Genomic DNA, 26601 nt, shown 5'->3' with positions numbered 1-26601 from the left:
GATCAGAGCAGCGAGACGACCCCCAAGTACGGTGTAGGTGCTTGCAAGGAAGTGGACTGCCCGGCGCAGGTTCTGCCAGGGGAGGAGTGAGCTCTGAACCTCGCGCTCACCGGACGGCGCCGCGGCCCTCCGCGTCGGGCGCGGTGCCCGCGCGGGCGCCTCGGCTGCGCGGCGCGCGACGGGTGAGCGCGCCGCGCAGCGAGGGCTCCCGGGGCGCTGGCAGACGTCGCCTCCCAATCTGGGTCCGGTCGCGCCCCCCTGCGTCCTGCTTCACATGGCCGGGGGGCGGCGACCTGGGAGATTCTGGGCGGCAGTGAGGCGGACCTGGCTCGACCGTGCTCTGCAGGCGCGAAGGCAGCTGACGCGCCTGTCGCTCCGGCTTCGCCGTCGCTCTGGCGGGCGCAGCTGAACGCCGGTACGTTGGAAGGTCGAAGAACGACCCAGAGAGACAGATGCCATGAAAAAAGGATCGCGGGAAGAAACAAGGAAGCCGCGGAGCGGCGGGAAGCATGCCCCGTCCACCAGCGAACACGATGACTCCGCCGCAGTGACCGCTTACTTGGCTGCGCTGGAGCACCCGCTCAAAGCCGTGGTCGTGGCGGTTCGGAGCGCCATCCTCGGGGTCGACCCGGCGATCAGCGAGGGGATCAAGTGGAACTCCGCGAGTTTTTATTTCCATGGATGGTTCGCCACGGCCAACGTCCGGGCCAAAGACGCGGTCCAGGTGGTGCTGCACCACGGTGCCAGCGTGCGGGCGGAATCCACCCTCAGCGAGTCGATCGATGACACGGCGGGCCTGCTGAAGTGGTTGTCTGCTGACCGGGCGGTCATCACCTTCACCAGCCTCGATGACGTTGAGGCCAGGCGGGGTGCCTTCGTCGCGATCATCCGGCAGTGGGCGGCATACCAGGTGAAGCTCGCCAACCCGGCCTGATCGGCGCTGCCGCTTGTCCGATCATGAAACAGGGCGCTGGTGCCGACGGGCGCTATGCGCGGTGATGGCCGTCTTCGATGCGCTTGCCATCGAACCTCCGGAGTGCCTTGGCCCCAAGCTGATCGATCTTGTCTTCGCCGGCGACCTCGACGCGGAGTTCGCGCCGTAGGCATCGAGTCTTCGCGGCTCTGGGCACGCTCCCGAATCGAGCGGGCGCGAAACTTCGGCTTGCGAGGCCGCGGATGGGCGAAACCGCAGCCGTTGCCGGAAGGCGAACGCCAGCCGCGCGTCCCGTGACATGTCACGGGACATCGCGTGACATGTCACGGGACATCGCGTGACATGTCACGGGACATCCGGCCGGTGCGCCGTGACATTCGCCTGGCACACGGTCACGGTACGCCGGCGCATCGATGGCTTGTGCCGTGACATCGCCGGAGATCGTGCGCCAGCCGCGCCGCGGCACGGCCCTTGCTTGCCCAGGCCAAGGCAGGCCAAGTGCCTTTTCTCGACTAGTGCATCTGACAATATCCATATCATTCGCGTCGAAGAACGGAAGAACGCATGCTGTCCACGCAACGGATCGTGAAGACCTGGATAGGGGCCGTGCTCGCGCTCGTCTCCGCCCCGGCCGCGGCCAGCTCCGGCGGCTCGAGCGCTGTTTGGGGCTATCACCCTCCCACGGGGGAGAGCGCCGAGTATCCCGATTTCTGCAGCCTCGATGCTCCCTACACCGAATCGGCGTTCACGGCAGACGAAGCTGACCTCTTACCCTGCCCCACGACGACAGCGCCGTCGATCTGCAAGGGGCCTTTTTGCCCTGTCGTCGGGGGCAAATGCGCGGGCATCGACACGGAAACCACCGATCTGCACGAGGACAGCAATGATTGCGAAGGTGAAGACTGCTGTCTGCCGGGGTCCGTCGCGGACGGCGTTGTCGATGTCTTGCCCTACCTGATGAGGCCGGTCGAATCGCCGTTCTCCGCCGACGACTGCGTCGACGATAGCCTCACGGTCGACGACAGCCCGGGCATTGCGGAGGCCATCGAGTGCGCAGCGTCGCTGACGACCGACCGGCGCACCGTGGCTTTCCCTGCCGGGCGCTACGTGCTGCGCACCCCGCTGAGACCTCATTACGACAGGCTGACCCTGGAGGGGCCGGAGCTGTCGCCGGACGCCGAACCTGGCGATCCCGGGACCGCGACCCTGGTGGCGATCCCCTGCAACCCGGAGCAGTATCCCGGGGCAATCCAGGTCAGCAGGCCCAACGAGCACCTGCTCGACCCGGTCACTGCGCTCTGGATCCGCAATTTTCAGATCGAGCTCACGGACGGGCCACGAGAGACGGCCAACAGCGGCATCCGGATCAACCACTGCGAGGGCTGCGAGGTGGAGAACGTCATCATGCGGTACGCGCCCCCCTCGACGGAGGTGCCCGCCTGCAAGCCGGCCAACCTGGATGGGATCACCTTCGGCGGGGGATCCGGGGGCGTGATCCGGAACGTGATCGTGGACGGCGTGCCGAAGGGCGGCATCTACCTCTCCTCGGTCCCCGGGCTCCACGCCACGCCCGGCATCGTCGTGGAGAACTGCGAGATCAAGAACATCTCCGGCCCGGTCGGGGCGGCCGGGATCAAGATCATCACCGCCAATGTCATTGTGCGGAACTGCGAGGTCCACCATAGCTTGCTTCATGGCTCCACGTCCTATGGTGGGCACGGTCTGTGGATCGCGGCTCAGGTCCCCGGTGGGCTCAGTACCATCCCCTCGGTGCCCGAGAACGTCGTGATCCAGGACAGCTACTTTCACCACAACGGCGGCTCTGGCGTCATGATGGCGAGCCCCCTCGCGGAGGTTCGGCCGGAGAACATCTCGCTCGAGGGCGTCAGGTCCGCTTACAACGGGAGCTACGGTGTGCATATGCAGGCGGGCACCAACGTGGCGCTCGAGGACCTCTGGTCCTGGGGCAACGGGTACTACGGCGTGTACCTGACATCGCGGACGACCGCGCTGCCCGCGAGCGCGCTCCGGGTCGACAACGTGACGCTGGAGAACCCGGTCGTCTTCAACAACGCGCTACGCCTCTCGCCGGGTTCCCACCCGGGTATCAGGATCGAGGCCAGCGACGTCACGATCGACGGCGGCGAGATCGCGCGGTGCTCCGCAACGCGCGGGGCGCAATCGGCATCCATCCAGCAGAAGTGCTGGAAGTCGGGCCTGACGGGCGAGCAGGTGGTCTTCCACCCGGAGGACAACCTCATCTCGGGCGTGGGCGCGCACGGCACGAGCGCGCCGCAGGTGCTCGTATGCGACTTATGAGTGAGCGACGCCCGTCCGCGCTCGCGTGAAGCCCACGTCGGCTACCCCAGCCCACGTCGGCTACCTCAACCTGGGTCGAGTCGATCCATCGGGCGGTGGCCGGGCGCGTGAGCGCCTCGACACGGAATCACGCCCTCGCGGCGCTTCTCGTCCTCTACGTGTGCGGCCCTCGTTCTTCTGTTCGTGATCGTGGTGATGACCCAACCTTCCACGTTCCGCGTCGAGCGTTCAGCGACCGTGGCTGCGCCTGCCGAGGCGGTGTACGCGCAGGTCGTGGACTTTCACGCCTGGCAGGGGTGGTCGCCGTGGGAGAAACTCGACCCGTCCATGCAGAGGACCTACGGCGGGCCCGCGTCCGGCACCGGCGCGTCGTACGCGGGGTCGGGCAACGAGCAGGCGGGCGAGGGCAAGATGACCATCACGGAGGCAAAGCAGCCGTCGAACGTCACCCTCCGGCTCGAGTTCATCAAGCCGTTCGAGGCGACGAACACCACAACCTTCGGGCCTCGATGCCCTGCTCGCCCAGGGCACCGGCTCGCCCGCTCGCCCGAGCCGCACGCTTCCGGTGCTGGCGCGGCGCCCTCGCGCGCGCCGGACGCGTATCTGGACAGGGTGTCCTCAGGCGCCCAGGTGACGTGGGGGAAGAGGATGGCCCGGCCCGAAAGAGAGCTGAACTACCTCTTGCGATGTGCCGGCCAACCCATCGACAGCACCGAGAAATCGACGCCAGCGTAGGGAATTCCCTTCCGATGGCGGTGAAGCAGCCGTGTGGGCGCTTGCAAGAAAGTGGACCGCGCCGCGCAGGTTCTGCTAGGGGGAGGACTTATGATCATCGCGCTCACCGGACAGAAGGGTGGGATCGGCAAGAGCACCACGGCCGTGAGCCTCGCCGTGGCCGCGCTGGCGAACGGCCGGCGCGTGCTGCTCGTCGACGCCGATCCCCAGGGGACCGTCCGTACGTGGGGCGACGTGGCCGCCGAGGCAGGGCACGAGACCCCGACCGTCATGGCCATGGGCGCCTCGATGCACAAGCCGGGGCAGCTGCCGGACGTCGCCGCCGCGTACGACCTCACGGTGATCGATTGTCCCCCGCGTCACGGTGAGATCGCGCGGTCGGCGCTGATGGTCGCCGACGTGGCCATCTATCCTTGCGGCCCCACGGCCGCGGACGCCTGGGCCCTCACCGCCGCGATCGAGGTGTTCCGCGAGGCCGCGGCGCTGCGGAGCGCGCTCAAGGGCTGCATCCTCATCACGCGCAAGCAGGGCCGCACGGCGCTCGGCAAATCGGCGCGCGCGGTGCTCGAGACCTCGGGCCTGCCGGTGCTCTCCACGGAGCTCGGCTATCGCATTGCCTACCAGGAGTCCCTCGCCTGCGGGCAAGGGGTGACGGGCTACGCGCCGCGCGACGCCGCGGCCAGAGAGATCACCCACCTTCTCGAAGAACTGGAGAAGCTTCATCATGGCGAAAAAGCAAGTCGCGGTCTCGCTAAGAAAGCCGCCGTCGCCTGAAAAGGCCGACGCGTTCGTCGCGGGCAGCACCGACGGCAAACCGGCCCACGACGCCGTGAAGTCGCGGCCCGCCGCAGACAAGCGAGCGTCCGACGACGACAAGCCGGCCGAGGCGAAGCAGGAGCGAGCGCCGGAAGCGCAGCCGGCCGCCGAGCCGCCCGCGGCGCCGCTGCAGGCGAGCGCGGCCGCCGAGCCCCAGGCGCTCGCCACCACCTCGGAGCCGCCGGCCGTCCCGGCGGTGCTCGTCGGGAATGACGGCCGCGCGCGGCGCGCGGTGACCGTCTACCTCCCCGATCCGCTCGCGGACCGGCTGCTGCTCCACTGCATCGAGCAGGACCGCGACGTGAGCAACCTGGTCGGCGAGGCGGTCGAGGTGCACCTCGACAGGCGCCTCGGGCCGGTGTCGGTCTCCGCATCCCCGGCCTCGGACGGCGCAGCCGCCGCGCGAGAGGCGGCGCCGCCGGGCCCGACGTACCGCGCCGAGCCGTATCGCGCCGAGCCGTATCGCGCGGCGGACACGAGCCCGAAAGGGCGCGTCGGCCGGATGGTCCAGGTGGGGCGGGTGCTGATGACCCTGTGGCGACAGCGGCCCCGGGCGAGCTGACCCGAGCGCACGAGCGAGCCTGACAAGACGCCACCGCTCTCGAATCGAACCCCGGCGCGAAATCGCTGCGCGAAACCCCGGCGCGACCGACGCTCCGGCGATGGCCGGACAGCAGCTGGAAGGCGAGCGGAGGAAGAACAAGGATCTTCCTGCCTTGCCGCTCTCCCTCCTCACCTGCGAGCCTCTCTCCGGGCCCCAAAAGGCCATCACGTGTCCTGCCCTTCAATTCCCGGTGCGCAGCCCTCATCAGGCCTCCAAACAAGAGGCGTGCCCGTCTCTCCGCGGGGCGTGGCCAGGCCGCCCGCCCCGCCGAGGCGCCGCGCGATGGATGAAGCGCGCTGCTCCCGCCGCCGAGCGCGCGATGAGCTCCAGCGTCACGGAACCGTTCGCCGCGGCGGCGACTGACCACCAGGACGAGCGATGACCCAGCATGTTCGGGACGAGGGGACGGCCGCGCGCGGGCTCAATCAGAAGGAGGCGCAGGTCACGTCGGACGCCGGCCGCTCCGTTCACGCGATGTTCATGGAGGCGCCGACCGCCATCGCGGTGTTCCGTGGCCCCGACTGGGTGATCGATTTCACGAACCGGCTCGCCCAGCGCCTCTTCCGCGACCGGACCGTCGTGGGCAGGCGCCTCTTCCAGTGCGCCCCGGAGCTCGCCGGCTCCCGGGTGGCCGAGCTGCTCGATCGGGCCTACGGATCGAGCCAGCCCGCCGCCGCGGGCGAGCTCCTCATCCTCCTCGACCGCGGCGCGGGCGACGGGGCGCTGGCCGAGGGGTACTTCAACGTGACGTTTCAGCCCATCCCGGCCGCGGGCGGCGGGGCGGCGAGCGTGGTGCTCTTCGCCGTCGAGGTCACCGATCAGGTGCTCGCGCGCCGCCGCATCGAGCAGCTCGCCGAGCAGCTCGAGCACGAGCGCCACAAGCTGGAGCAGATCATCCAGCAGATGCCCCACGCGGTGTACATCGCTGAGGCCCCCTCGGGGCAGATCGTGATGGGCAACGCCCAGTGCGCCGAGCAGCTGGGGCGCCCCTTCGTCCCCTCGGCGGACATCGCCACATACAACGCGGCCTACCACGGCTTCCACGGAGACGGCCGCCCCTACGCGCCGCACGAGTGGCCGCTCGCGCGCGCGGTCACCGCCGGTGAGCTCGTCCGGGCCGAGCCGGTGGAGATGCTGCGCACCGACGGCGCCCGCGCCATCATCGAGTACAGCGCCGCGCCCATCCGCGACGCCGCGGGGCAGATCGTGGCCGGCGTCGTGGTGGGCGTCGACGCGACGGAGAGGATCCGCGCCCTGCGCGAGGAGCAGCGCCGCAGCGAGCAGCTCAGGGGGCTCGCCGAGGCGTCGCTCGCCGTCAACTCGGCGACGTCGCTCGAGCGGATGCTCGCCGAGATCACCGAGCGGGCGCGCTCCCTCATCGGGGCGCACCAGTCGGCCATCCGCATGACCGACGACCAGGACTGGGCGCAGGCCACCCACGCCGTCAGCCTCTCGGACAAGTACGCCGCGTACCGCAGCGATGACGCGAGGACGAACGGGAACGGCATCGACACGCTGGTCCGCAAGGCCAACAGGCCGCTCCGCATGACGCAGGCCGAGCTCGAGGCGCACCCGGCGTGGCGGGGCTGCGACGGCGAGGGCGCGAGCCACCCGCCGATGCGCGGCTGGCTCGCCGCGCCGCTCATCTGCCGCGACGGCAAGAACCTCGGGCTCATCGAGCTCTCGGACAAGGAAGAGGGCGAGTTCACCGGCGACGACGAGTCGATCCTCGTGCAGCTCGCGCAGCTCGCCAGCGTGGCCATCGAGAACACGCGGCTGCGCGAGGGGTCGCTCGCCGCCGAGAAGCGCTTCCGCTCCATGGTCGAGGCGACCACGGTCGTCGTCTGGCGGACCGATCCGGGCGGCCACGTCGTGGAGGACTCCCCGTCCTGGCGCGGCTTCACCGGGCAGAGCTACGAGGAGTGGGCCGGCTACGGCTGGCTCGACGCCGTCCACCCCGACGACCGCGAGCGCGCGGACGCCGCGTGGCGAGGCGCCGTCGCGTCGAGGAGCCGGTACGAGGTGGAGTACCGGCTGCGCCGGCGCGACGGCTCGTGGGCCCACACCGTCGCGCGCGGCGTCCCCCTGGTGGCGGACGACGGGGCGATCTACGAGTGGGTCGGCTGCAACGTCGACGTGAGCGACATCCGGCGCGCCGAGGAGGCGTTCCGGGTCCAGCACCGGCTCGTGCGCACCATCGCCGAGAACGCGACGCTCGGCCTGCTCATGATGGATGCGCACCAGCGCTGCACCTTCATGAACCCGGCGGCCGAGAAGATCACCGGCTTCCGCTTCGACGAGATCCAGGCGATCGATCGCCCGCTGCACGAGATCGTCCACCATACGCGGCCGGACGGCAGCCGCTATCCCATGGAGGAGTGCCCGATCGACCGGGCGCTGCCGCGCAAGAGCCAGGAGCAGGGAGAGGACGTCTTCGTCCGCCAGGACGGCTCCTTCTACCATGTGGCCTTCACCGCGAGCCCCATCCTCGACGGCGACGTCCCCGTGGGCACGGTCATCGAGCTCCGCGACATCACCGAGCAGAAGCGCGCCGAGGCCGAGCGCGAGCGCCTCATCACCGCGCTGGAGCGGAGCAACAAGGAGCTCGACCAGTTCGCGTATGTGGCCAGCCACGACCTGAAGGCGCCGCTGCGCGGCATCGCGAACCTGACGCAGTGGATCGAGGAAGATCTCGCCGGGACCCTCGGGGGCGCTTCGCGCGAGCACATGACGCTGCTGCGCGGCCGCGTCCGACGCATGGAGGCGCTCATCGACGGGATCCTCGATTACAGCCGCGCCGGCCGGTTGCGGCACGCGCTGGAGCCGGTCGACGTCGGCCAGATCCTCGCGGACGTCGTCGAGCTGATCGCGCCTGCGCCCGAGGCGAGCGTCGAGGTCGCGCCGGGGCTGCCGGTGCTGCGGACCGAGCGGATCCCGCTGCAGCAGGTGTTCATGAACCTCATCAGCAACGCGCTCAAGCACGCGCGGCGCGCCGATGCGCGCGTGCGGGTCGGGCACCGCGACGCGGGCCTGCACCACGAGTTCTTCGTCGAGGACAACGGGCCAGGCATCGCCCCGGAGTTTCACGAGCGCGTCTGGGGCCTCTTCCAGACGCTCGAGGCGCGCGACAAGGTGGAGGGCACAGGGATCGGGCTGTCGGTGGTGAAGAAGATCGTCGAGAGCCGAGGCGGACGCATCTGGATCGACTCCCCCCGAGGCCCGGGCGCCACCTTCCGCTTCACCTGGCAGAAGCGTGATCCGAGCGACTCCTGAGACCCGGTGCTGCCGCGTCCGGCGAGCGCCACTGGCAAGCTCAGCAGAGGTACGGAATCTCCTTGTTGGAGTTGAACCGGGCGAAACGGTGGTCCAAGCTCGAACGATGGACTACTTCGAGGAGCCCGCGCGGGTGCGTGCAGGTCGGAGCGCGCCCAGGCACACCGGCGGCCGCGAAACCTCCGCGGCGATCGCCGTCTTGCCATGATAATTGCCTCGGCGGCCATCGCGCGGAGGTTGACGTTCACGTCCTCCTCGCCAAGGAGATCCTGGAGACAATGAACGTCGAAGAAAAACTCCTCAACATCCTCCTCGTCGAGGATGACGAGGTCGATGTGATGAACGTCCGCCGGGCGTTCAAGCGCAACAACATCTCGAACCCCCTCTGGGTCGCTGGCAACGGCGTCGAGGCGCTCGAGATCCTGCGCAGCGGCGTCATCCCGGTCGAGCGCCGGCTGATCTTGCTCGACCTGAACATGCCGAAGATGAACGGCATCGAGTTCCTGCGCGAGCTGCGGGCCGATCCGGATCTCGTGGCCACGTCGGTCGTCGTGCTGACCACCTCGAACGACGACCGTGACAAGGTGGGTGCCTTCAACCTCAACGTGGCCGGCTATCTCCTCAAGCCCGTCACGTTCCTCAGCTTCGTCGAGCTCATGGCAGCGCTCAACAAGTACTGGAGACTCGTGGAGCTACCTTAGCGAAATTCGCCGGCTTTCTGACCGCCTTCACGGCGGGGCGGAGAGACGGCGAGGCGCGCAGATCGCGATGTGACCTGGCCGAGGCCGGCCACGCGCACGAGATCTCCGTGCAGATCGCGATGTGACCTGGCGGAGGCCGGTTACTTGCTGCGCTTGACGACGCCGAGGGCCCGCTGCGCCGCCTTGACGGCCGCATGCGCCTCCTTGCCGTCCACCCCTGCGAGCGCCGCCATGATCGCGGTCGCGACCTCGCGCCGGCTGTGCGGGTGCACGTCGGCGAGCTTCAGGTAGAGCTGCGCCTTCTCGGCGAGATCGGCGCCGCCGCGCCGCGCCTCGATCCGCTCGAGCAGGCAGCTCGCCACCGCGGCGTCGTCCATCTTCTTCAGCGCGTCGAGCGCCGCCGCCCGCTTCGCGAGCTCCGGCTGCGCCTCGATGAGATCCACGAGCGGCGCGAGCGCCACGGGGCCGAACGCGCGGATCGCGTCCGCCACGATGCCGGGCTTGTACCCCTCGGCGTAGGCCGACAGGAGCTCGCTCAGCCCGCGGACGTCGCCCAGGTAGCCGAGCGCGTACGCGGCGATCTTCGCCTCCCGCTCGTCCTCGCCGCGGCTCGCCAGCCTCCGCACGAAGGTCTCGACCATCTCGACGTCGCCGAGCTGGGCGAGCGCGTAGGCGGCCTCCTCGCGCACGCCGCGGGCGGCGTCCGCGTAGAAGGCGCGGCGGAGCGCCGGGAGCGCGGCGAGGTCGCCCAGCTCGGCGAGCGCCTTGAGCGCCTCGCCCCGCTCCTCCTTGGTCGGCGCCGCGCCGAGCGTCTTCGCGAGCTCCTGCACCCGCTCCATCCGGGCGGCGCGGCGCGCGCGCACCGCGGCGCCGCCCGGCCCGGGCGACTGCGCGACGTCGATCGCGTCCAGCGCGTCGCGGGCGAGCGCCCGCAGGCCGGCGTCCTTGGCGTGCTCCGCGACCTTGCCGAGCATCGCCGCCGCCTCGCCGCGGGCCGGGCCGCCGTGCTGGACGACCGCCTGCAGCACCCGCACCGCGGTCAGCTTCGCCACGCGGCCCGCCTTCACCGTGAGCGCCTTCTCGGCGGCGGCGATCGCCTCGGCCCCGAGCGGCGCGAACGTCCTCGCGATCGTCGGCGTCGCGGTGCCGTCGGCCCAGATCGGGAAGATGCTCTGGACGAGCTCGCTCGCCGGGAGCGACGCGTAGTAGCGCGCGTGGTGGACCGCGGCGACGTAGCGGCTCATCGCGCCCGCGGCCCGGCGCCGCGCCACCTCGTCCGGGGGGAGCGTCTCGTCGGGCCGCGCCACGGCGACGCTCTCGTAGGTCGGCACGCGCTCGATCGCCTCGCCGGCGCGATCGATGTGGGTCGCGCCGGCGAGGCGCACGAGCGCCATCTCGAGCACCTGGTAGAGCTTGATGAAGTCGTCGAGCCGGTCGGCCGGCTCGGGCTTCTGCGGCAGGCTCTGGAGCAGCGCGGCCTGCTTCTCGAGGCGGAGGTCGCGGAGCCGCTCGGCGAGCGGGTCCGTCACGCGCGCGCTGAGCCCGGTCAGGCCCGTGGCGAGCGCCTCGGCGAGCTCCTCGCGGACCTCGCCGAGCGCGATGGCCGCGGGCGAGGCGCCCGCCTCGCGGGCGGCGGCGTTCCACGCCGAGCCCTCCAGCGGCCCGGTCCGCGCCGCGGCCCCCTGCTCGATGACCGGGAGCAGCGAGAGGCCGAGCGGGCCCTCGACGATCGCGGCGAGCGGCCACAGGATGGGCAGGGCCGCGTCGATCCCGACGTCGCCGAGCAGCGCGCGGAGCCGGGCGTCGCGGAGCGAGCCGGCGAGCCGCTCCTCGAGCGCCGGGTCGTCGGGCAGGTGGAGGGCCTCCCCCTTGTCGTCGACCGCCGAGAGCCGCGCGCCGCGCGCGAAGAGCGTGTCGGTGAGCACGGCGACGGGCACGAGGTCGGGCGCGAAGACGTCCTTGCGGTGCTCCTGGAGGGCCGCGAGGGCCGCGCCGACGTCGGGCAGCGCCCGCGCGAGGACGGCCTCGAGGGCGCCTGTGTCGAGCGGGCGCTTGTCGCCGAGATCGGTGAAGTCGAGGCGGAGCGGCGGGTAGCCGGGGTAGGTCGTCGCGCGCGCCCCGGCGAGCACCTCGCCGGCGAAGCTCCGCTTCGGCTCGGTCCGCTTCGCCAGGAAGGCGGGGAGGATCTGCTTTTCGCTGAAGTGCCGGCCGGACTCGAGATCGAGGAAGCGGCTCTCCCGGATGACGAAATCGTCGCTCGTGGTCCGCGTCGAGAAGGCGTACTCGACGAGCGTGAGCCCGTCCGCGGGCTTCCGGTCGGACGCCTTCCACGTCTTGCCGACGAGCTCCTCGACGTGTCGGTCGTCGAGCGGCTCGCCCGCGAGGTGCTTCTCGAGCTTGCGGGCGGTGAGCAGGAGGTCGGCCATCAGGTTCGCGTAGGCGACCGCCGGGAGCGCGCCGCGGCGAGCTCCCGCGGCCTGTCGCCCGCCCGTGGCCTGTGGACCGCTCGCGGCCTGTCCGCGAAGCAGCGCGGCGAGGTCGAGCGTCCGGGCCGAGAGCCGCCGGAGGCGGTTCTCCCGGAGGCCCTCGGCGAGCTTCTCCATCTGCTCGATGCGGTCGGCCCCGATCGCCGCGACGCCGGCCACGCCGAGCTCGCGCACGAGCGTGCTGACCTGCTCGACGCCCGACTTCATCAGGGCCTGCGCGTTCGCGGCGCCCTTCTTCACGCTCTTGCGCGCGTTCTCCCCGCCCGGGGCGCCGGGGGGCGCCGCGTTGCTCACGGCGAACGACTCGGGCGCGCGCGCCCAGGCGACGAGCAGCGCCGCCGCGTGCTTGCAGAACGCGGTGCTGAAGGCCCGCGCCGGGCAGGTGCAGCGCCCCTTGAACGCGGGCGCCGGCGCGTCGCTGTAGACGAGCGTCACCTTGTAGGGCGAGGCCCCCGAGCCCCTGGCGTCGCAGAACAGCTTGTTCTCGTGGCGCGCCAGGTTCAGCAGCTGCCCGCCGTCGTAGAGCAGCGTGCCCTTCTTGAGCTCCCCCGCGTCCTGGATGAACGCCCGGAGCTCGGCGGCCCCGATGCGCTGCACCTCGCCCGGCGCCGCGCTCACGGGGCCTCCGCGGGCGAGCGCGCCGGGCACGGCGCCGGGTGGATCTCATCGTGCGGGAGCAGGGGAGCGGCGGCCGACATCGGCCCGGAAGCCTATCATGGCCAGCGACGCGGGGGCTCCTGGCCGCCGCTGCCGCCCTCGCGGCCGATCGAGACCGCGGCTCACGGGTCCAGGCCCTCTGGCCACGACGTCCTCAGGCCATCAGGTTCAGCGCGCGGCGCTGGCCGCCTGCGCCTCGCCGAGGCGCGGGTAGTCGACGTAGCCGCGCGGGCCGTCGGAGTAGAAGGTCGCGACGTCGGGCGCGTTGAGCGGCGCCCGGCGCGACAGGCGCTCGGGCAGATCGGGGTTGGCCAGGAACGGCACGCCGAAGGAGACGAGCTCCGCCACGCCGGCGCGCAGCGCTTGCTCGGCGGCCTCCAGCGTGTAGCCGCCGTTCACGATGAGCGCGCCGCGGAACCGCTCGCGGAGGAGGGTCGTCACCCGCTCCGGGGCGTCCGGCGGCTCCCCGGAGATCGGCTCCACGACGTGCAGATAGACGAGCTTGCGCGCGGAGAGCTCGGCGGCGACGTGGCCGAAGAGCGCCTTCGGATCGGAGTCGCTCATGTCGTTGTAGTCGCCCGTCGGCGAGACCCGGACGCCGACCCGGTCCGCGCCGAACACGCCGGTCACGGCGTCGGTGATCTCGAGCAGGAACCGCGCCCGGTTCTGGATCGAGCCGCCGTACCGGTCGGTCCTCCGGTTCACGCCGTCGCGGAGGAACTGATCGATGATGTAGCCGTTCGCCGCGTGGATCTCGACTCCGTCGAAGCCGGCGGCCTTGGCCTGGCGCGCCCCGTGCTCGAACAGCGCGACGACGCCGGGGATCTCGTCCGTCTCGAGGGCGCGCGGGGTGCTGTACGGCTGCGGGCCCTCGGCCGTGTGCGCATGGCCCTTGCGGATGGCGATGGCCGAGGACGACACCGGCGCTTGTCGGTCCGGCTGGAACGAGACGTGGGACGCCCGCCCGACATGCCAGAGCTGCAGGAAGATGCGCCCCCCCGCCCGGTGGACCGCGTCCGTCACGAGCCGCCACCCCTCGGCCTGCGCGTCGGTGTGGATGCCCGGCGTGCGGAGGTATCCGATGCCCTGCGGGCTGACCTGCGTGGCTTCGCTGATGATGAGGCCGGCCGAGGCGCGCTGCTCGTAATACCGCGCGTGGAGCTCGGTCGGCACGTGGCCCTCCGCGCGTGAGCGCGTCATCGGCGCCATCACGAGGCGGTTCGGCAGCGACAGGGGACCGAGCGCGTAGGGGCTGAACAGCAGGTCAGATGCGGTGGTCACGATCGATGCTCCTTGTAAAAAGGATGTGGCTTCCGAAAGGGAAGTAGCATCCGTCCGGCGAGCAGCATGGATCTCCGCTACCTTGTGTCAAGGGACTTCCTTTTTGGTAGTGAAGCGGTCATGCTGTGACATGGGGACGAGCAATGAAGCACTCTTGCCAGCACCTCTGCGACAGGTTCCAGGCGGCGATGGCCGTGCTCGCCAAGCCATGGAACGGCCTCATCATCGCGACGCTCGAGGAGGGCGCGCTGCGCTTCGGCGAGATCGGCGAGCGGCTCGACGCGATCAGCGATCGGATGCTCTCCAGCCGGCTGAAGGAGCTCGAGGCGCTCGGGCTCGTGGTGCGGCGCGTCCTGCCGGGCCCCCCCGTCCGCGTGGAGTACGAGCTGACCGACGCCGGGCGGGGATTCGGCGAGGTGGCGCAGGCGATCTCGCGGTGGGGGGAGCTGCTCGAGGAGAGCGCGGCGCGCAGCGGCGGGGCGAAGGGCGGCGCGCGCGCGGCGAGCAGCCAGCGCGCGGCGCGGCACGTGCCGGCGGCGAGGCGCGCGCGGCCGCGGGCCGCGCCGGTACGCAAGGACGCGTGACGGAGATCACGGAGGCGTCCGCCGGATCCAGTGCTCTGCTCAGGGCGAGCCTGATGTCGAGCGCTCGTATCGCGCGGTCGCGCGATGAATGCCTCTGTCGAGCTCCAGGAAGGCCTTGCCGATCGGGGCAAATGGTGATGTGATCCGAGGGCTTCGCACGATCGGAACCCGCCGATGACGCGGAGCGTCAACGCGGTGGCGTCCTCTGGGCGCCGCGGGGGATCCTCGTATGGCCCTGCAGCACCAGCGCCGACCCGCGGGGATGAGGCTCGCGCACCAGTTCTGGTTGTCGCTCGTCGTCCCGATCGCGATGGCGATCCTGCTGTATGGCGTGTTCGCCTCGGCGCACCGCAAACAGGTCCTGCGGGACGAGGCCACGGCGGAGCTCCGCAACTACGCCACCCTGCTTCAGGCGTTCGTCGAGAGCGCGCTGCAGCGCAAGGACATCGCGCTCGTCCGGCGGCGCGCGGAGCACTTCGCGAGCGCCGAGCGCATCCTGGGCGTCGCCGCGTTCACCAGGGAAGGCGAGGCGGTCTTCATCACGGAGGGGGTCAAGCGGGAGGCGGAGCGCCTCGAGGAGCTCGCCTATCGGTCGTTCCGTGAGGGCGGAGACATCGAGGAGCCCGCCCGTCTGGTCGGGCAATCGGTGCTGATCCGCACGGTCTCCATCCAGCCGAGCAGCGCCAATCCGCCCCTGGTGGCCGTCCTGGTGCGCGACCGCCACTACATCGAGGTGCTGGAGGACACGTTGAATCAGGGCCTGGCGGCGACTGGCGTCGTGCTGCTGCTGGTCAGCGCGATCGTGGCCGGGCTCGTGGGGCGCTTCACCGTCGCGCTCCCGGCGAGGGCCATCCTCTCCGGGGCCGAGCGCGTGGCCAGCGGGGATCTCGACGCGGCCGTGCCCGAGAAGGGCGCGGAGGAGCTGTCGCGTCTGGCCCATGCCTTCAACACGATGACGCGGTCGCTGCGGGAAGCCCGGGAGCGCGCCGAGCGCGAGGAGGCGGCGCGGGTGAACGTGGAGCGCAGGTTGCAGCAGGCGCAGGCGCTCGCCGCCGCGGGGCAGGTGGCGACGTCGCTCGGCCACGAGATCGGGTCGCCGCTCAACGTGATCCAGGGCCGCGCGCGCCGCGCGGCCGACCTGCCCGGGTGCCCGGAGCACCTGCGCGCCGAGCTGGAGACGATCGCGCGGCAGTCCGAGCGGATCACGCGTGTCGTCTCCCGCCTCGTCTCCCTCGCTCGGCCGTCGCGGTCGCAGCAGGAGGAGAGCGATCTCCGGCGCGTGATCGACGACGTTGTCGCCTTCCTGGGCCCGGAGTGCAGGAAGCGCGACATCGAGACGAGCGTCCTGTGCCCGCGCGACAGCGGCGCGTGGGCGCGCGTCGCCCTCGACTCCGATCGCCTGTTTCAGGTGGTGTTCAATCTGTGCCTGAACGCCATCGAGGCCCAGGACGGCGGAGGCGAGCTCGTGGTGCGCGTGCTCCACGAGTGCGAGGGCCCGGCGGGCTCTCGCGCCGTGTGCTTCGAGATCGAGGACGCGGGGCCCGGGGTCCGCGCGGAGGACGCGCCCCAGATCTTCGAGCCGTTCTTCACGACGAAGGCGACCCGCGGCGGGAGCGGCCTTGGCCTCGCCATCGTCCAGGGAATCGTCCAGGAGGCGGGCGGATCCGTCGAGGTCGCCTCCTCGCCGACCGGCGGGGCGCTCTTCCGGGTCATCCTACCCACGATCACCTCCGGCTCACCGGAGAGCAGGAAAGCGAGCGCGGGGGCGAGCTCGGCAGTGGGCATGAAGACGAGCCCAGCCGTGGGGTTGAAGGCGAACCCGGAGATGAATCGGGTGGCGAGCACAGGGGGCATAGAGGAAGGACAGAAAGGATGAGCTCGAGGTCACCGAACGTGTTGATTGTCGAGGACGACGATGACCTTGGCCGGTTCGTCGTTGACATCGCAACGGACCACGGCTACCAGGCGACGCACGTCGCCGATGCTCTGTCGGGCCTCCGACTGCTCCCGTCCGGCAAGTTTGAGCTGCTGATCACGGACATCCGCATGCCGGGCATGGACGGCATCGAGCTGATCGCGCGAGCCAAGGAGCACGACCCGTCCCTGGCGATCATCGCCATCACAGCGTTCGGCTCCGTGGAAACGGGGATGCGCGCCCTCCGCGTCGGCGCCTCCGATTACCTCTCGAAACCTTTCCGTTCCGATGAGCTAAGCTCTCGCATGCGGCGCGCGCTCGAGCGCCGCGCTCGCGACATCGAGCACGCTCGTCTCCAGCGACAGGTCGAAGAAGTCCTGCGCCGCGGCAAATCGTGAGAGGTCGGCGCACAAAGGCCTCGTGACGCCGCCCTTCCCCGGCCTCGTCGAGGCCTGAACAGCCCAGGCGGGATCGAGATTTCCAGGCGCGCACTCGTCCTCAGGAAGGTACTCATGCAACCGAACAACATCGCCGCGAGCTCGAAGGACAAGAGCGGAAGCGGCGCGAGCAAGAAGAAGCCGCCGTCCCGCAGGCGCGGCGCCGACGGGACCGACCTGGATGTGCGGGAGATGCAGCTCCAGGCGATCCTGGAGGTGCTCAAGGCGGTGAAGGCGGGCAACTTCTCCGCGCGCGTCGGCATCGGCGAGGTGCCGGGGACGATCGGTCAGATCGCCGACGAGGTGAACGACGTCGTCCAGCAGCTGCAGACCGTCGGCTCGGAGATCACGCGCGTGGCGCGCGAGGTAGGCACCGAGGGCAAGCTCGGGGCGCAGGCCGAGGTGCAGGGCGTCAGCGGCACGTGGAAGGACCTCACGGACAACGTGAACGTCCTCGCGGGCAACCTGACCAACCAGGTGCGCAACATCGCGGTCGTGACGACGGCGGTCGCGAACGGCGACCTGTCGAAGCAGATCACGGTCGAGGCGAAGGGGGAGATCCTCGAGCTGAAGAACACCATCAACAAGATGGTGGAGCAGCTGCGCGCGTTCGCGTCGGAGGTGACGCGCGTGGCGCGCGAGGTAGGCACCGAGGGCAAGCTCGGGGCGCAGGCCGAGGTGCGGGGCGTCAGCGGCACGTGGAAGGACCTCACGGACAACGTGAACGTCCTCGCGGGCAACCTGACCAACCAGGTGCGCAACATCGCGGTCGTGACGACGGCGGTCGCGAACGGCGACCTGTCGAAGCAGATCACGGTCGAGGCGAAGGGGGAGATCCTCGAGCTGAAGAACACCATCAACAAGATGGTGGAGCAGCTGCGCGCGTTCGCGTCGGAGGTGACGCGCGTGGCGCGCGAGGTGGGCACCGAGGGCAAGCTCGGGGCGCAGGCCGAGGTGCGGGGCGTCAGCGGCACGTGGAAGGACCTCACGGACAACGTGAACGTCCTCGCGGGCAACCTGACCAACCAGGTGCGCAACATCGCGGTCGTGACGACGGCGGTCGCGAACGGCGACCTGTCGAAGCAGATCACGGTCGAGGCGAAGGGGGAGATCCTCGAGCTGAAGAACACCATCAACAAGATGGTGGAGCAGCTGCGGACGTTCGCCGCGGAGGTGACGCGCGTCGCGCGCGAGGTCGGCACGGACGGCAAGCTCGGCGGTCAGGCGCAGGTGCCCGGCGTCGCCGGCACGTGGAAGGACCTCACCGACAACGTGAACCAGCTCGCCGGCAACCTGACCAACCAGGTGCGCAACATCGCCCTGGTGACGACGGCCGTCGCCAAGGGCGATCTCTCGCAGAAGATCACCGCCGAGGCGCGGGGCGAGATCCTCGAGCTGAAGGACACCATCAACAAGATGGTGGAGCAGCTGCGCGCGTTCGCGTCGGAGGTGACGCGCGTGGCGCGCGAGGTAGGCACCGAGGGCAAGCTCGGGGCGCAGGCCGAGGTGCGGGGCGTCAGCGGCACGTGGAAGGATCTCACCGACAACGTGAACGTCCTCGCGGGCAACCTGACCAACCAGGTGCGCAACATCGCCCTCGTCACGAAGGCGGTCGCGAGCGGCGACCTGTCCCAGAAGATCGCGGTCGAGGCGAAGGGGGAGATCCTCGAGCTGAAGGACACCATCAACAAGATGGTCGATCAGCTGCGCGCGTTCGCCGCGGAGGTGACGCGCGTGGCGCGCGAGGTCGGCACGGACGGCAAGCTCGGCGGTCAGGCGCAGGTGCCCGGCGTCGCCGGCACGTGGAAGGACCTCACCGACAACGTGAACCAGCTCGCCGGCAACCTGACCAACCAGGTGCGCAACATCGCCCTCGTCACGAAGGCGGTCGCGAGCGGCGACCTGTCCCAGAAGATCACGGTCGAGGCGAAGGGGGAGATCCTCGAGCTGAAGGACACCATCAACAAGATGGTCGATCAGCTGCGCGCGTTCGCCGCGGAGGTGACGCGCGTGGCGCGCGAGGTAGGCACCGAGGGCAAGCTCGGCGGCCAGGCGCAGGTGCCCGGGGTGTCCGGGACCTGGAAGGACCTGACCGAGAACGTCAACGTCATGGCCTCGAACCTCACCTCGCAGGTGCGCGGCATCGCCAAGGTCGTGACCGCGGTCGCGAACGGCGACCTGCGCCAGAAGCTGGCCCTGGAGGCCAAGGGCGAGATCGCGTCGCTGGCCGACACCGTCAACGACATGACCTACACGCTGCGCGTCTTCGCCGAGCAGGTGACGACGGTCGCGCGCGAGGTCGGCATCGAGGGCAAGCTCGGCGGCCAGGCCAAGGTGCCCGGCGCGGCCGGCACGTGGAGGGACCTCACCGACAACGTGAACCAGCTCGCCGGCAACCTCTCCACGCAGGTGCGCGCGATCGCCGAGGTCGCGACCGCCGTGACCAAGGGCGACCTGACGCGGGCGATCTCCGTCGAGGCGCAGGGCGAGGTCCTTCAGCTGAAGGACAACATCAACCAGATGATCTCGAACCTGCGAGACACGACGCGCGCCAACCAGGAGCAGGACTGGCTGAAGACGAACCTGGCGCGCTTCTCCGGGATGATGGCCGGACAGCGGACGATCGAGGCGCTCTCCCGCCTCATCATGTCCGAGGTCACCCCGCTCGTCTCGGCGCAGCACGGGGCCTTCTACGTGCTGGAGTCCGAGGACAAGAACCCGACGCTGAAGCTCACGTCGAGCTACGCATTCCAGAAGCGCAAGGGCATCTCCAACCGGTTCTCGCTGGGCGAGGGGCTCGTCGGGCAGTGCGGCCTCGAGAAGAAGAGCATCGTCGTCACGGATCTGCCGGACGATTACATCCGGGTGAGCTCGGGCCTCGGCGACGCGCCGCCGCGCAACATCTGCGTCCTGCCGGTGCTCTTCGAGGGCGGCCTCAAGGCGGTCATCGAGCTGGCGAGCTTCCAGAACTTCACGCCCATCCACCTCACGTTCCTCGAGCAGCTCACGCAGTCGATCGGCGTCGTGTTCAACATGATCGGCGCCAGCATGAGGACGGAGGAGCTGCTCCAGGAGCTCCAGAGGTCCAACACCGAGCTCGGCTCGCGCTCGCAGGAGCTGGAGGAGAAGGCGTCCGAGCTCGAGATCAAGAACCGCGAGATCGCGCGCGCCAGCGCCTCCCTGGAGGAGAAAGCCAGGGAGCTGTCGCGCACCTCGAAGTACAAGTCCGAGTTCCTCGCGAACATGTCGCACGAGCTGCGGACGCCGCTCAACAGCCTGCTCATCCTCGCCAGGATCCTCGCGGACAACGAGGAGCACACGCTCACGCCGAAGCAGGTCGAGTACGCGAAGACGATCGCCGCCGCGGGGCAGGACCTCCTCCAGCTCATCAACGAGATCCTCGATCTGTCGAAGATCGAGGCCGGCAAGATCGACGTGAAGACCCAGCGGGTGTCGCTGTCCGAGCTCGCGGAGTACGTCGAGCGGAGCTTCCGGCAGATCGCGGAGCAGAAGGAGCTCGAGTTCTGGGTCCGGGTCGCCACCGGCGTGCCCTCGACGATCATGACCGACCTGCAGCGGCTCCAGCAGATCCTGAAGAACCTCCTGTCGAACGCCTTCAAGTTCACGTCGTCCGGGCGGATCTCGCTCGAGATCGAGGTGGCCAGCCGGGGGCTCACGTTCAAGCGGGAGACGCTCATCAAGGCGAAGACCGTCCTGGCGTTCGCCGTCACCGACACGGGCATCGGCATCCCGGCGGAGAAGCAGACGCTCATCTTCGACGCGTTCCAGCAGGCCGACGCCTCCACCAGCCGCACCTACGGCGGCACGGGCCTCGGCCTGACGATCAGCCGGGAGCTGGCCAGCCTGCTCGGCGGCGAGATCTCGCTGAACAGCACGCCCGGGCTCGGCAGCAAATTCACCCTCTACCTGCCGGCGGAGCGGCCGGAGCAGAAGGCCATGAAGCCGGCGCGCGCCGAGCTGCCCGAGCCGATCGCGCCGCTGCTCACGAACGGCTCCTCCTCGGTCGCGCTCACGGGGCGGAACGTGCTCGTCATCGACGATGACGCGCGCAACGTCTTCGCCATCACGAGCCTGCTCGAGAGGCGCGGGGCGCAGGTGCTCCTGGCCGAGAACGCGCGGCACGGCATCGAGCTCCTGCGCGAGGCCGACTCGATCATCGACATCGTGCTCATGGACATCATGATGCCCGAGCTCGACGGTTATGAGGCGACGCGCGAGATCCGGAGCGATCCCCGCTTCAACGAGCTGCCGATCATCGCGGTGACGGCCAAGGCGATGCCGGAGGACAGGCAGAAGTGCCTGGACGCCGGCCTGAACGATTTCGTGGCCAAGCCCGTGGACGAGGGGCGGCTGATGTCGGTCATGCTGCACTGGCTGCGGCCAGATTGAGCCACGGAGCCGCACGGTGTCCTCCGCGCCAGAGACGACCAGCATCCTCCTTGTCGACGACCAGCCCGAGAACCTGGCGGCGCTCAAGGCGATCCTTGTCGACGAGAGCTATCGCCTCGTGACCGCCGCGAGCGGGAAGGACGCGCTCCTCAGGATCCTGTCCGAGGACTTCGCGGTCCTCCTGCTCGACGTGCGGCTGCCCGACATCGACGGCTTCGAGGTGGCCTCGCTGGTGAAGCAGCGGGAGCGGTCGCGCCACACGCCGATCATCTTCCTGACCGCGGCGACGGACGACCTCTCGGCCATCTACAAGGCGTACGCGGTCGGCGGCGTCGACTACCTGCTGAAGCCGCTCGAGCCGGAGGTCGTCCAGGCGAAGGTCGCCGTCTTCGTCGAGCTCCACCGGCGTGGCGAGCAGATCAAGGAGCAGGCGGAGCTCTTGCGCAAGGCCGAGCAGCGGCGGCGCGACGCCGAGGTCGAGGACCTCCGGCGCTCCGCCCAGGCGAGGTACCAGAACCTGGCCGACGCCATCCCGCAGTGCGTCTTCACGGCGACGCTCGACGGCAGCGTCGACTACGTGAGCTCGCGCTGGCTGGAGTACACGGGGCTCGCGTTCGAGGCGCTCCGCGGCTGGGGCTGGCAGGCCGCGGTGCACCCGAACGACCTGAACCAGTTCGTCAGCAAGTGGCGGCGCTGCGTCGAGTCCGGCGAGCCCCTCCAGGGCGAGTGTCGCCTCAGGTCCCGTCAGGGGGTCTACCGGTGGCACCTTTGCCATGCGGTCCCGGAGCGGGATGTCTGGAAGCGCGTGGTCGGCTGGCTCGGCAGCTTCACCGATATCGACGACAGCAAGCGTCACGAGCAGGAGCGCATTCACCTCCTGACGCGCGAGCGGGCGGCCCGCGCGGAGGCCGAGTCCGCGGTGCGCCGCTCGGAGCTGCTCGCGGAGGCGTCGAGCTCGTTCTCGGCGTCGCTCGACGAGGACAGCGTCGCGGCGGCCCTGGTGCGCCTCGCGTCGGAGCGCATCTGCACCTGGTGCGTGCTCGACCTGCGCAGGGAGGGCGGCGCGCGCAGGCTCGCCGCCGCCCACAGGGCGCGCGAGACGGCGCGGTTCGCGGCGCGGTTCGCCCCGCGGGAGCTCCCCCTGACCGAGGAGGGCGTGGGCGCGGTGCTGACGAGCGGCCGCCCCGACCTGCGCGTCGAGTGCGCCCCGCGCGACGTCGCCAGGGCGCTCGACATCGACGATCCGGCCGTGATCCAGGAGATCGGGGCCATGAGCTACCTGTGCGTGCCGCTCGTCACGCGCGGCAACGTGCTCGGCGCGCTCAGCATGGTCTGGGTGGAGCCGGGGGAGCGCTTCGAGCCCCCCGATTTCGCGGTCGCCCTCGACGTCGCCCAGCGCGCGGCGCTCTGCCTCGAGAACGCCCGCCTGCTGCGGCTCACGCGCGAGGCCGTGCAGATCCGCGAGGATTTCGTGGCGGTCGCCTCGCACGAGCTCAGGACGCCGCTCAGCGCGCTGGTCTTGCAGGTCCAGGGCCTCATCCGCGCCCTCGGCCGCGCGGACGGCGGGCTGCCGGCGGAGCAGGTGCTCGCGAAGCTCGCCCAGGCGGAGGGGCAGATCGAGCGGCTCACGCGGCTCATCGACACGCTGCTCGACGTGACGCGCATCAACAGCGGCCAGCTCGAGCTGAGCCTCGAGGACGTGGACCTGTGCGACGTGGCGCGCGATGTGGCGAGCCGCCTCGAAATCGAGCTGGAGCGCGCCGGCTGCTCGCTCGACCTGGACATCCCGGAGGCGGCGGTCGGCCGGTGGGACCGCCTGCGCATCGATCAGGTGATCACCAACCTGCTCATGAACGCCATCAAGTACGGTCGCGGCAAGCCGATCCAGCTGCGGATCTCGGCCGACGGCAAGTCCGCGGTGCTCCAGGTGATGGATCAGGGCATCGGGATCGCCCAGGAGTACATCGCCCGGATCTTCGGCCGCTTCGAGCGGGCGGCGCCTACAAGCTCGTACGGGGGCCTCGGCGTCGGCCTGTACATCGTGGACCAGATCCTCAGGGCCCACGGCGGGAGCATCCAGGTCGAGAGCGCGCCGGGCATGGGGGCGCGGTTCCAGGTGGCGTTGCCGCTCCCGCCCCGCGCGGCTGGATCGTCGGGGCCGCTGGGCGAGCGCCCTGGATCATCGCTGACCGGTCCTGCCGGCTGAGAGGCACTCTCTTGAGGCCACGAGGCGCCCCCGGAGGCAGGGACGCCGTTCGGTTGCACCATGGTTGCAACCGGTGGTTTCAACCATGAAAGGCGGCCCACGGCCATCGCGCGAAAACGGGCGATGCCGGCATCCAGCCCTCGTTGGCCTGCATCGTGCAACATGTTGGTGACAGAGCGCCCGGTGCAACCTCCCGGGGCAGTCCCTCGCCGATCACCCCGGGGACACGAAGGCACGGAGCGAACCCAGACCCGTGCCTTCGTGCCTCCGGGGTGTGTGCGTGCGTCCGCCGTGAGACGGCGGAAGGCGAGTGGATCTCCCGGGTGGACAAGTTCACGTCCGGACGGGCGCTCAGGGCTCGTGATCTCCGCACCGTGACGCTGCGTAAAAGATCGAAACAGTTTATAGGTTGACGAGCCCTCCGCTGAGCGACGTGAACGGTCCGCCACCACATCGGTAGTTCAAGTGAAACTTTCTATCAGCCTAGTTGGCCCCTCGATCAGCACTGGCTCTCTCATGGGCCAGTCACCCTCGCTCGAAGCGGTGGTTCGCGCGGCCGGTACCCGCCGTCGGGTCTCCGCGAGCGCTGCCCGGGGCGCCACGTCGCGAAAGCGCGCCGCCGCCCGGCGGACGGACGAGCGCACCGCCAACGCGATCCGTCGCGCGCGCTGACGCGACCGACGCGGCCGACGCGACCGACGATGTCCAGGGCGCGGCTTCGCTAGCGCGCCTCGGCGTCGAGCAGCGGGCCGAGGTCCTGTCCTCTCATCAGCCGCTCCACCACCTTCACGAGGAGCTTCGGCGTGCAGCCGAAGCAGGGGGTCCCGAGAGCGGCGAGCTTCTGCGCCATCTCGTGGTCGTACGAGGGCTTGCCGCTGTCGGACAGCGCGAGCAGGCAGATCGACTTCACCTTGCTGTCGGCGAGCTGGCGCATCCGGGCCACGAGCTCCTCGGCGTTGCCGCCCTCGAAGAGGTCGGTGATCAGGATGAGCAGCGTCTTCTCGGGGCGCTCGATGAAATTCGCCTGGGCGTAGGCCACGGCGCGGTTGATGTCGGTGCCGCCGCCGAGCTGCGCCGTGAACAGCACGTCGACGGGATCGACGAGCATCGGTGTCACGTCGACGACCTCGGTGTCGAAGAAGAGGAGCCGTGTGCGGAGGACGTCGAGCGACGCGAAGATCGCGGCCATGATGGAGCTGTAGACGACGCTCTCGCCCATCGAGCCCGACTGGTCGACGAGGATGGCGACGTCCCACTCGTGTCTTCGCGTCTGGTTCGCCCAGAAATAGAGCTTGTCGGGGACGATGCGGCGCCGCTCCGCGTCCCATCCTTTGAGGTTCTTGCGGATGGTGCGCTTCCAGTCGAGGTTCCTGAGGACGCGCAGCGGGCTCGTCGTGTTCCGCCGCAGCGCGCCGAGGACGGCGGTGCGGACCTCGGACTCCAGCGCGCGCCGCACCTCCTCGACGACCTCGCGCACGATCTGCCGGGCGGTCTCCCGGGCGGCGTCGGGGATGAGGCCTCTCGCGCTCATGAGGGTGGCGACGAGCTCGACGTTCTTCTCGAGGAAGGGCAGCGTCTCGGGCTCGAAGAGGAGCTGAGTCAGCCCCTTTCTCTCGATGGCGTCCTTCTGGACGAGCGCGACGATGTCGTGGCTGAAGAACTCGCGCACGGCGGACAGCCACTCGGGCACGTACGGCCGCGAGCCGCCGAGGTTCCCGGCGCGCTCGTCGTAGATGAACGAGAGGGCCTTGTCGAGGTCGCCGAGCCGCCGCGGGTCGACGTGGAGGGCGGGCGCCGCGCCGCCGAGCCCGCCGAGCGAGAGGCGCGGGTCGACCCGCTCGGCCTCCGCGCCGAGCGCGAGCCGCCAGCGCAGGAGCGCGTCGCGATCGCTGTCGGTGAGGTCGTCCGGCGCGCCGGCGGGGGCGGGCGGCGGAGGGGCTTTTCCGGGCTTGCGGGCGCTCATCGGGGCGATGTGTCGAGGGGATCGCGCGCTGTCCAGCGGGTCTGTCCGGCGGACGCCCGATAAGCCGTCCAGGGGCGCGCGCAGCGAGCGGCCGCTAGCGCTTTGCGTGCGAGCTGCACAGGGGCAGAATAGGGATCGCAGCTGCCGGGCACAAGGCGATCGATCGCGACGCCGCCGGGGCGCGCGGCCGGATGGGGCGGGGGAAGCCGTCGTGGGCGCCGGCCTGGGGTGGCAGGCCGACGTGCACTACCGGAAGCCGAGCTGCGCCTCGGGGGTGGCTGCGATCCATGGTGCGCACCGGCGGCCCGCGACGAGTATCGCGGGCCGGCGGGTTTCCCTGCCCAGCCGGGCAGGTGGGGCCGCTTCGGTGTGCCGTATCACCTCGGCTTCTCGGGGATCTTCTCCGGGCAGCAGAACAGATGATCTGGCACGAGCAGGGCGCAGCCGTCTTTCCAGGGGTCGTCAGGCGCGTAGTCCGTCCGGTTCTCCGCAGGATAGAAGTACGCCCTGGGCTTTTCTGGATCCGCGCAGGCGCTGTCGCGCTCCGGCGCTGCCTCGCGTCCCTTCGGCGCGCCGGTGCCCTTCGAGCAGGCAGCGAGCGCGGCGCCCGCCACGACGATGATGAGGAGAGTCGCGGCGGGCTCGCGTGCCCAGGGCGCCGAGCGCCTGGGCTGTCGCCGCGGAGAGGGCTGCAGGGGAGAGCTGCCCGTCCTCGGGCCCTCCGCGTGTATGGAGATCAGCGGGTGCATGGGGCCTGTGCGGGTTAGCATCGCACGATGGCCTGCGCGAAGCCAGGAGAGCTCCCGTCGACCCCGCGATCGATCAGCCGCCGGCGCCGCCCCCCGCGCCGGTGATGTCGGTCGACGCGTAGTGCCTCATCTCCTGGATACGCTCGTAGAACGGCTTCACCTTGGCGAAGAACGACGGGAACGACGCCGCCTTGCGAAACCCCTGGAGGTGACCTTCCATCGAGTCCCAGCGGATGCGGACGACGAAGCTCGCCGGCTCCTCGATGCACCGGGAGATCTCGTAGTCGAGGCAATGCTCGGAGCCGCGCAGCTCCGCGGCCGCGTCGCGATAAGCGGACAGGAACGCCTGCTCCTGGTCCGCGGGGATGGTGTAGCGAATGTACTCGATGATCATGGCAGCTTCCTGGGTTGGGGGCCGGGGGCGCTCCGTGCGGCGGCACGAGCCATCCGGAGAGCAGGGATACGCGCCCGTGGGCCTGCCGTCCAATCGACGGTCGGCGCGCCATGGCATAGATGGTATCTATGGGTTGG

General features: G+C 70.2%; 17 protein-coding genes. 12 read left to right on the top strand and 5 right to left on the bottom strand.

The genetic code is table 11. The features are described from left to right. Positions 1-457: 457 nt before the first annotated feature. The 7 genes from WMF36_RS40515 to WMF36_RS40485 all read left to right on the top strand — a co-directional run bounded on the left by WMF36_RS40515 (position 458) and on the right by WMF36_RS40485 (position 9382). Positions 458-934, top strand: coding sequence for a DUF1801 domain-containing protein (locus WMF36_RS40515; RefSeq protein WP_437576187.1), 477 nt, complete (start codon positions 458-460; stop codon positions 932-934). Between the two features lie 564 nt (positions 935-1498). Then, on the top strand, positions 1499-3253 hold the full coding sequence (locus tag WMF36_RS40510; protein ID WP_437576186.1) for a right-handed parallel beta-helix repeat-containing protein: 1755 nt from the start codon (positions 1499-1501) through the stop codon (positions 3251-3253). 195 nt (positions 3254-3448) lie between these two features. Then, positions 3449-3988, top strand: coding sequence for an SRPBCC family protein (locus WMF36_RS40505; protein WP_437576185.1), 540 nt, complete (start codon positions 3449-3451; stop codon positions 3986-3988). Between the two features lie 33 nt (positions 3989-4021). Beyond that, positions 4022-4762 (top strand): ParA family partition ATPase, encoded by a 741-nt coding sequence (parA, locus tag WMF36_RS40500; protein ID WP_437576184.1) that lies wholly within the window; start codon positions 4022-4024, stop codon positions 4760-4762. Then, positions 4713-5366, top strand: a complete 654-nt coding sequence (locus WMF36_RS40495) for a hypothetical protein (RefSeq protein WP_437576183.1) — start codon at positions 4713-4715, stop codon at positions 5364-5366. The genes parA and WMF36_RS40495 overlap by 50 nt, the downstream gene beginning before the upstream one ends. 420 nt (positions 5367-5786) lie before the next feature. Beyond that, positions 5787-8681 (top strand): PAS domain S-box protein, encoded by a 2895-nt coding sequence (locus WMF36_RS40490; RefSeq protein ID WP_437576182.1) that lies wholly within the window; start codon positions 5787-5789, stop codon positions 8679-8681. A gap of 278 nt (positions 8682-8959) precedes the next feature. Beyond that, positions 8960-9382: a response regulator gene (locus WMF36_RS40485; RefSeq protein WP_437482058.1), complete on the top strand. Its 423-nt coding sequence runs from the start codon at positions 8960-8962 to the stop codon at positions 9380-9382. A 140-nt stretch (positions 9383-9522) separates the two neighbouring features. On the opposite strand, the gene WMF36_RS40480 is transcribed toward WMF36_RS40485, so the two are convergent. Both WMF36_RS40480 and WMF36_RS40475 read right to left on the bottom strand, forming a co-directional pair. Continuing rightward, positions 9523-12486 (bottom strand): HEAT repeat domain-containing protein, encoded by a 2964-nt coding sequence (locus WMF36_RS40480; RefSeq protein WP_437576181.1) that lies wholly within the window; start codon positions 12484-12486, stop codon positions 9523-9525. 207 nt (positions 12487-12693) lie between these two features. After that, positions 12694-13806: an alkene reductase gene (locus tag WMF36_RS40475; RefSeq protein ID WP_437576180.1), complete on the bottom strand. Its 1113-nt coding sequence runs from the start codon at positions 13804-13806 to the stop codon at positions 12694-12696. A 143-nt stretch (positions 13807-13949) separates the two neighbouring features. Here WMF36_RS40475 and WMF36_RS40470 point away from each other — a divergent pair, with 143 nt between their 5' ends. The 5 genes from WMF36_RS40470 to WMF36_RS40450 all read left to right on the top strand — a co-directional run bounded on the left by WMF36_RS40470 (position 13950) and on the right by WMF36_RS40450 (position 23358). Then, positions 13950-14390 (top strand): winged helix-turn-helix transcriptional regulator, encoded by a 441-nt coding sequence (locus WMF36_RS40470; protein ID WP_437576179.1) that lies wholly within the window; start codon positions 13950-13952, stop codon positions 14388-14390. 229 nt (positions 14391-14619) lie between these two features. Further along, entirely contained in the window at positions 14620-16266 is a 1647-nt protein-coding gene (locus tag WMF36_RS40465; protein ID WP_437576178.1) for an ATP-binding protein, read from the top strand. Then, positions 16263-16703: a response regulator gene (locus WMF36_RS40460; RefSeq protein ID WP_437576177.1), complete on the top strand. Its 441-nt coding sequence runs from the start codon at positions 16263-16265 to the stop codon at positions 16701-16703. The genes WMF36_RS40465 and WMF36_RS40460 overlap by 4 nt, the downstream gene beginning before the upstream one ends. 114 nt (positions 16704-16817) lie before the next feature. Beyond that, positions 16818-21152 (top strand): HAMP domain-containing protein, encoded by a 4335-nt coding sequence (locus tag WMF36_RS40455; protein WP_437576176.1) that lies wholly within the window; start codon positions 16818-16820, stop codon positions 21150-21152. Between the two features lie 16 nt (positions 21153-21168). Next, positions 21169-23358, top strand: a complete 2190-nt coding sequence (locus tag WMF36_RS40450) for an ATP-binding protein (RefSeq protein ID WP_437576175.1) — start codon at positions 21169-21171, stop codon at positions 23356-23358. Positions 23359-24079: 721 nt separating this feature from the next. Here WMF36_RS40450 and WMF36_RS40445 read toward each other — a convergent pair. The 3 genes from WMF36_RS40445 to WMF36_RS40435 all read right to left on the bottom strand — a co-directional run bounded on the left by WMF36_RS40445 (position 24080) and on the right by WMF36_RS40435 (position 26464). Then, positions 24080-25321 carry a VWA domain-containing protein gene (locus WMF36_RS40445; RefSeq protein ID WP_437576174.1) on the bottom strand — a complete coding sequence of 414 codons (1242 nt, stop codon included), beginning with the start codon at positions 25319-25321 and terminating at the stop codon, positions 24080-24082. Between the two features lie 377 nt (positions 25322-25698). After that, entirely contained in the window at positions 25699-26070 is a 372-nt protein-coding gene (locus WMF36_RS40440) for a hypothetical protein (RefSeq protein WP_437576173.1), read from the bottom strand. A gap of 73 nt (positions 26071-26143) precedes the next feature. Further along, entirely contained in the window at positions 26144-26464 is a 321-nt protein-coding gene (locus tag WMF36_RS40435; RefSeq protein ID WP_437576172.1) for a putative quinol monooxygenase, read from the bottom strand. Between the last annotated feature and the right edge of the window lie 137 nt (positions 26465-26601).

This window comes from Sorangium sp. So ce887, from assembly GCF_051521455.1.
Taxonomy (GTDB): domain Bacteria; phylum Myxococcota_A; class Polyangia; order Polyangiales; family Polyangiaceae; genus Sorangium.
Note: the sequence above shows the minus strand (reverse complement) of the source record. Positions and strands in the feature narration are given on the sequence as shown.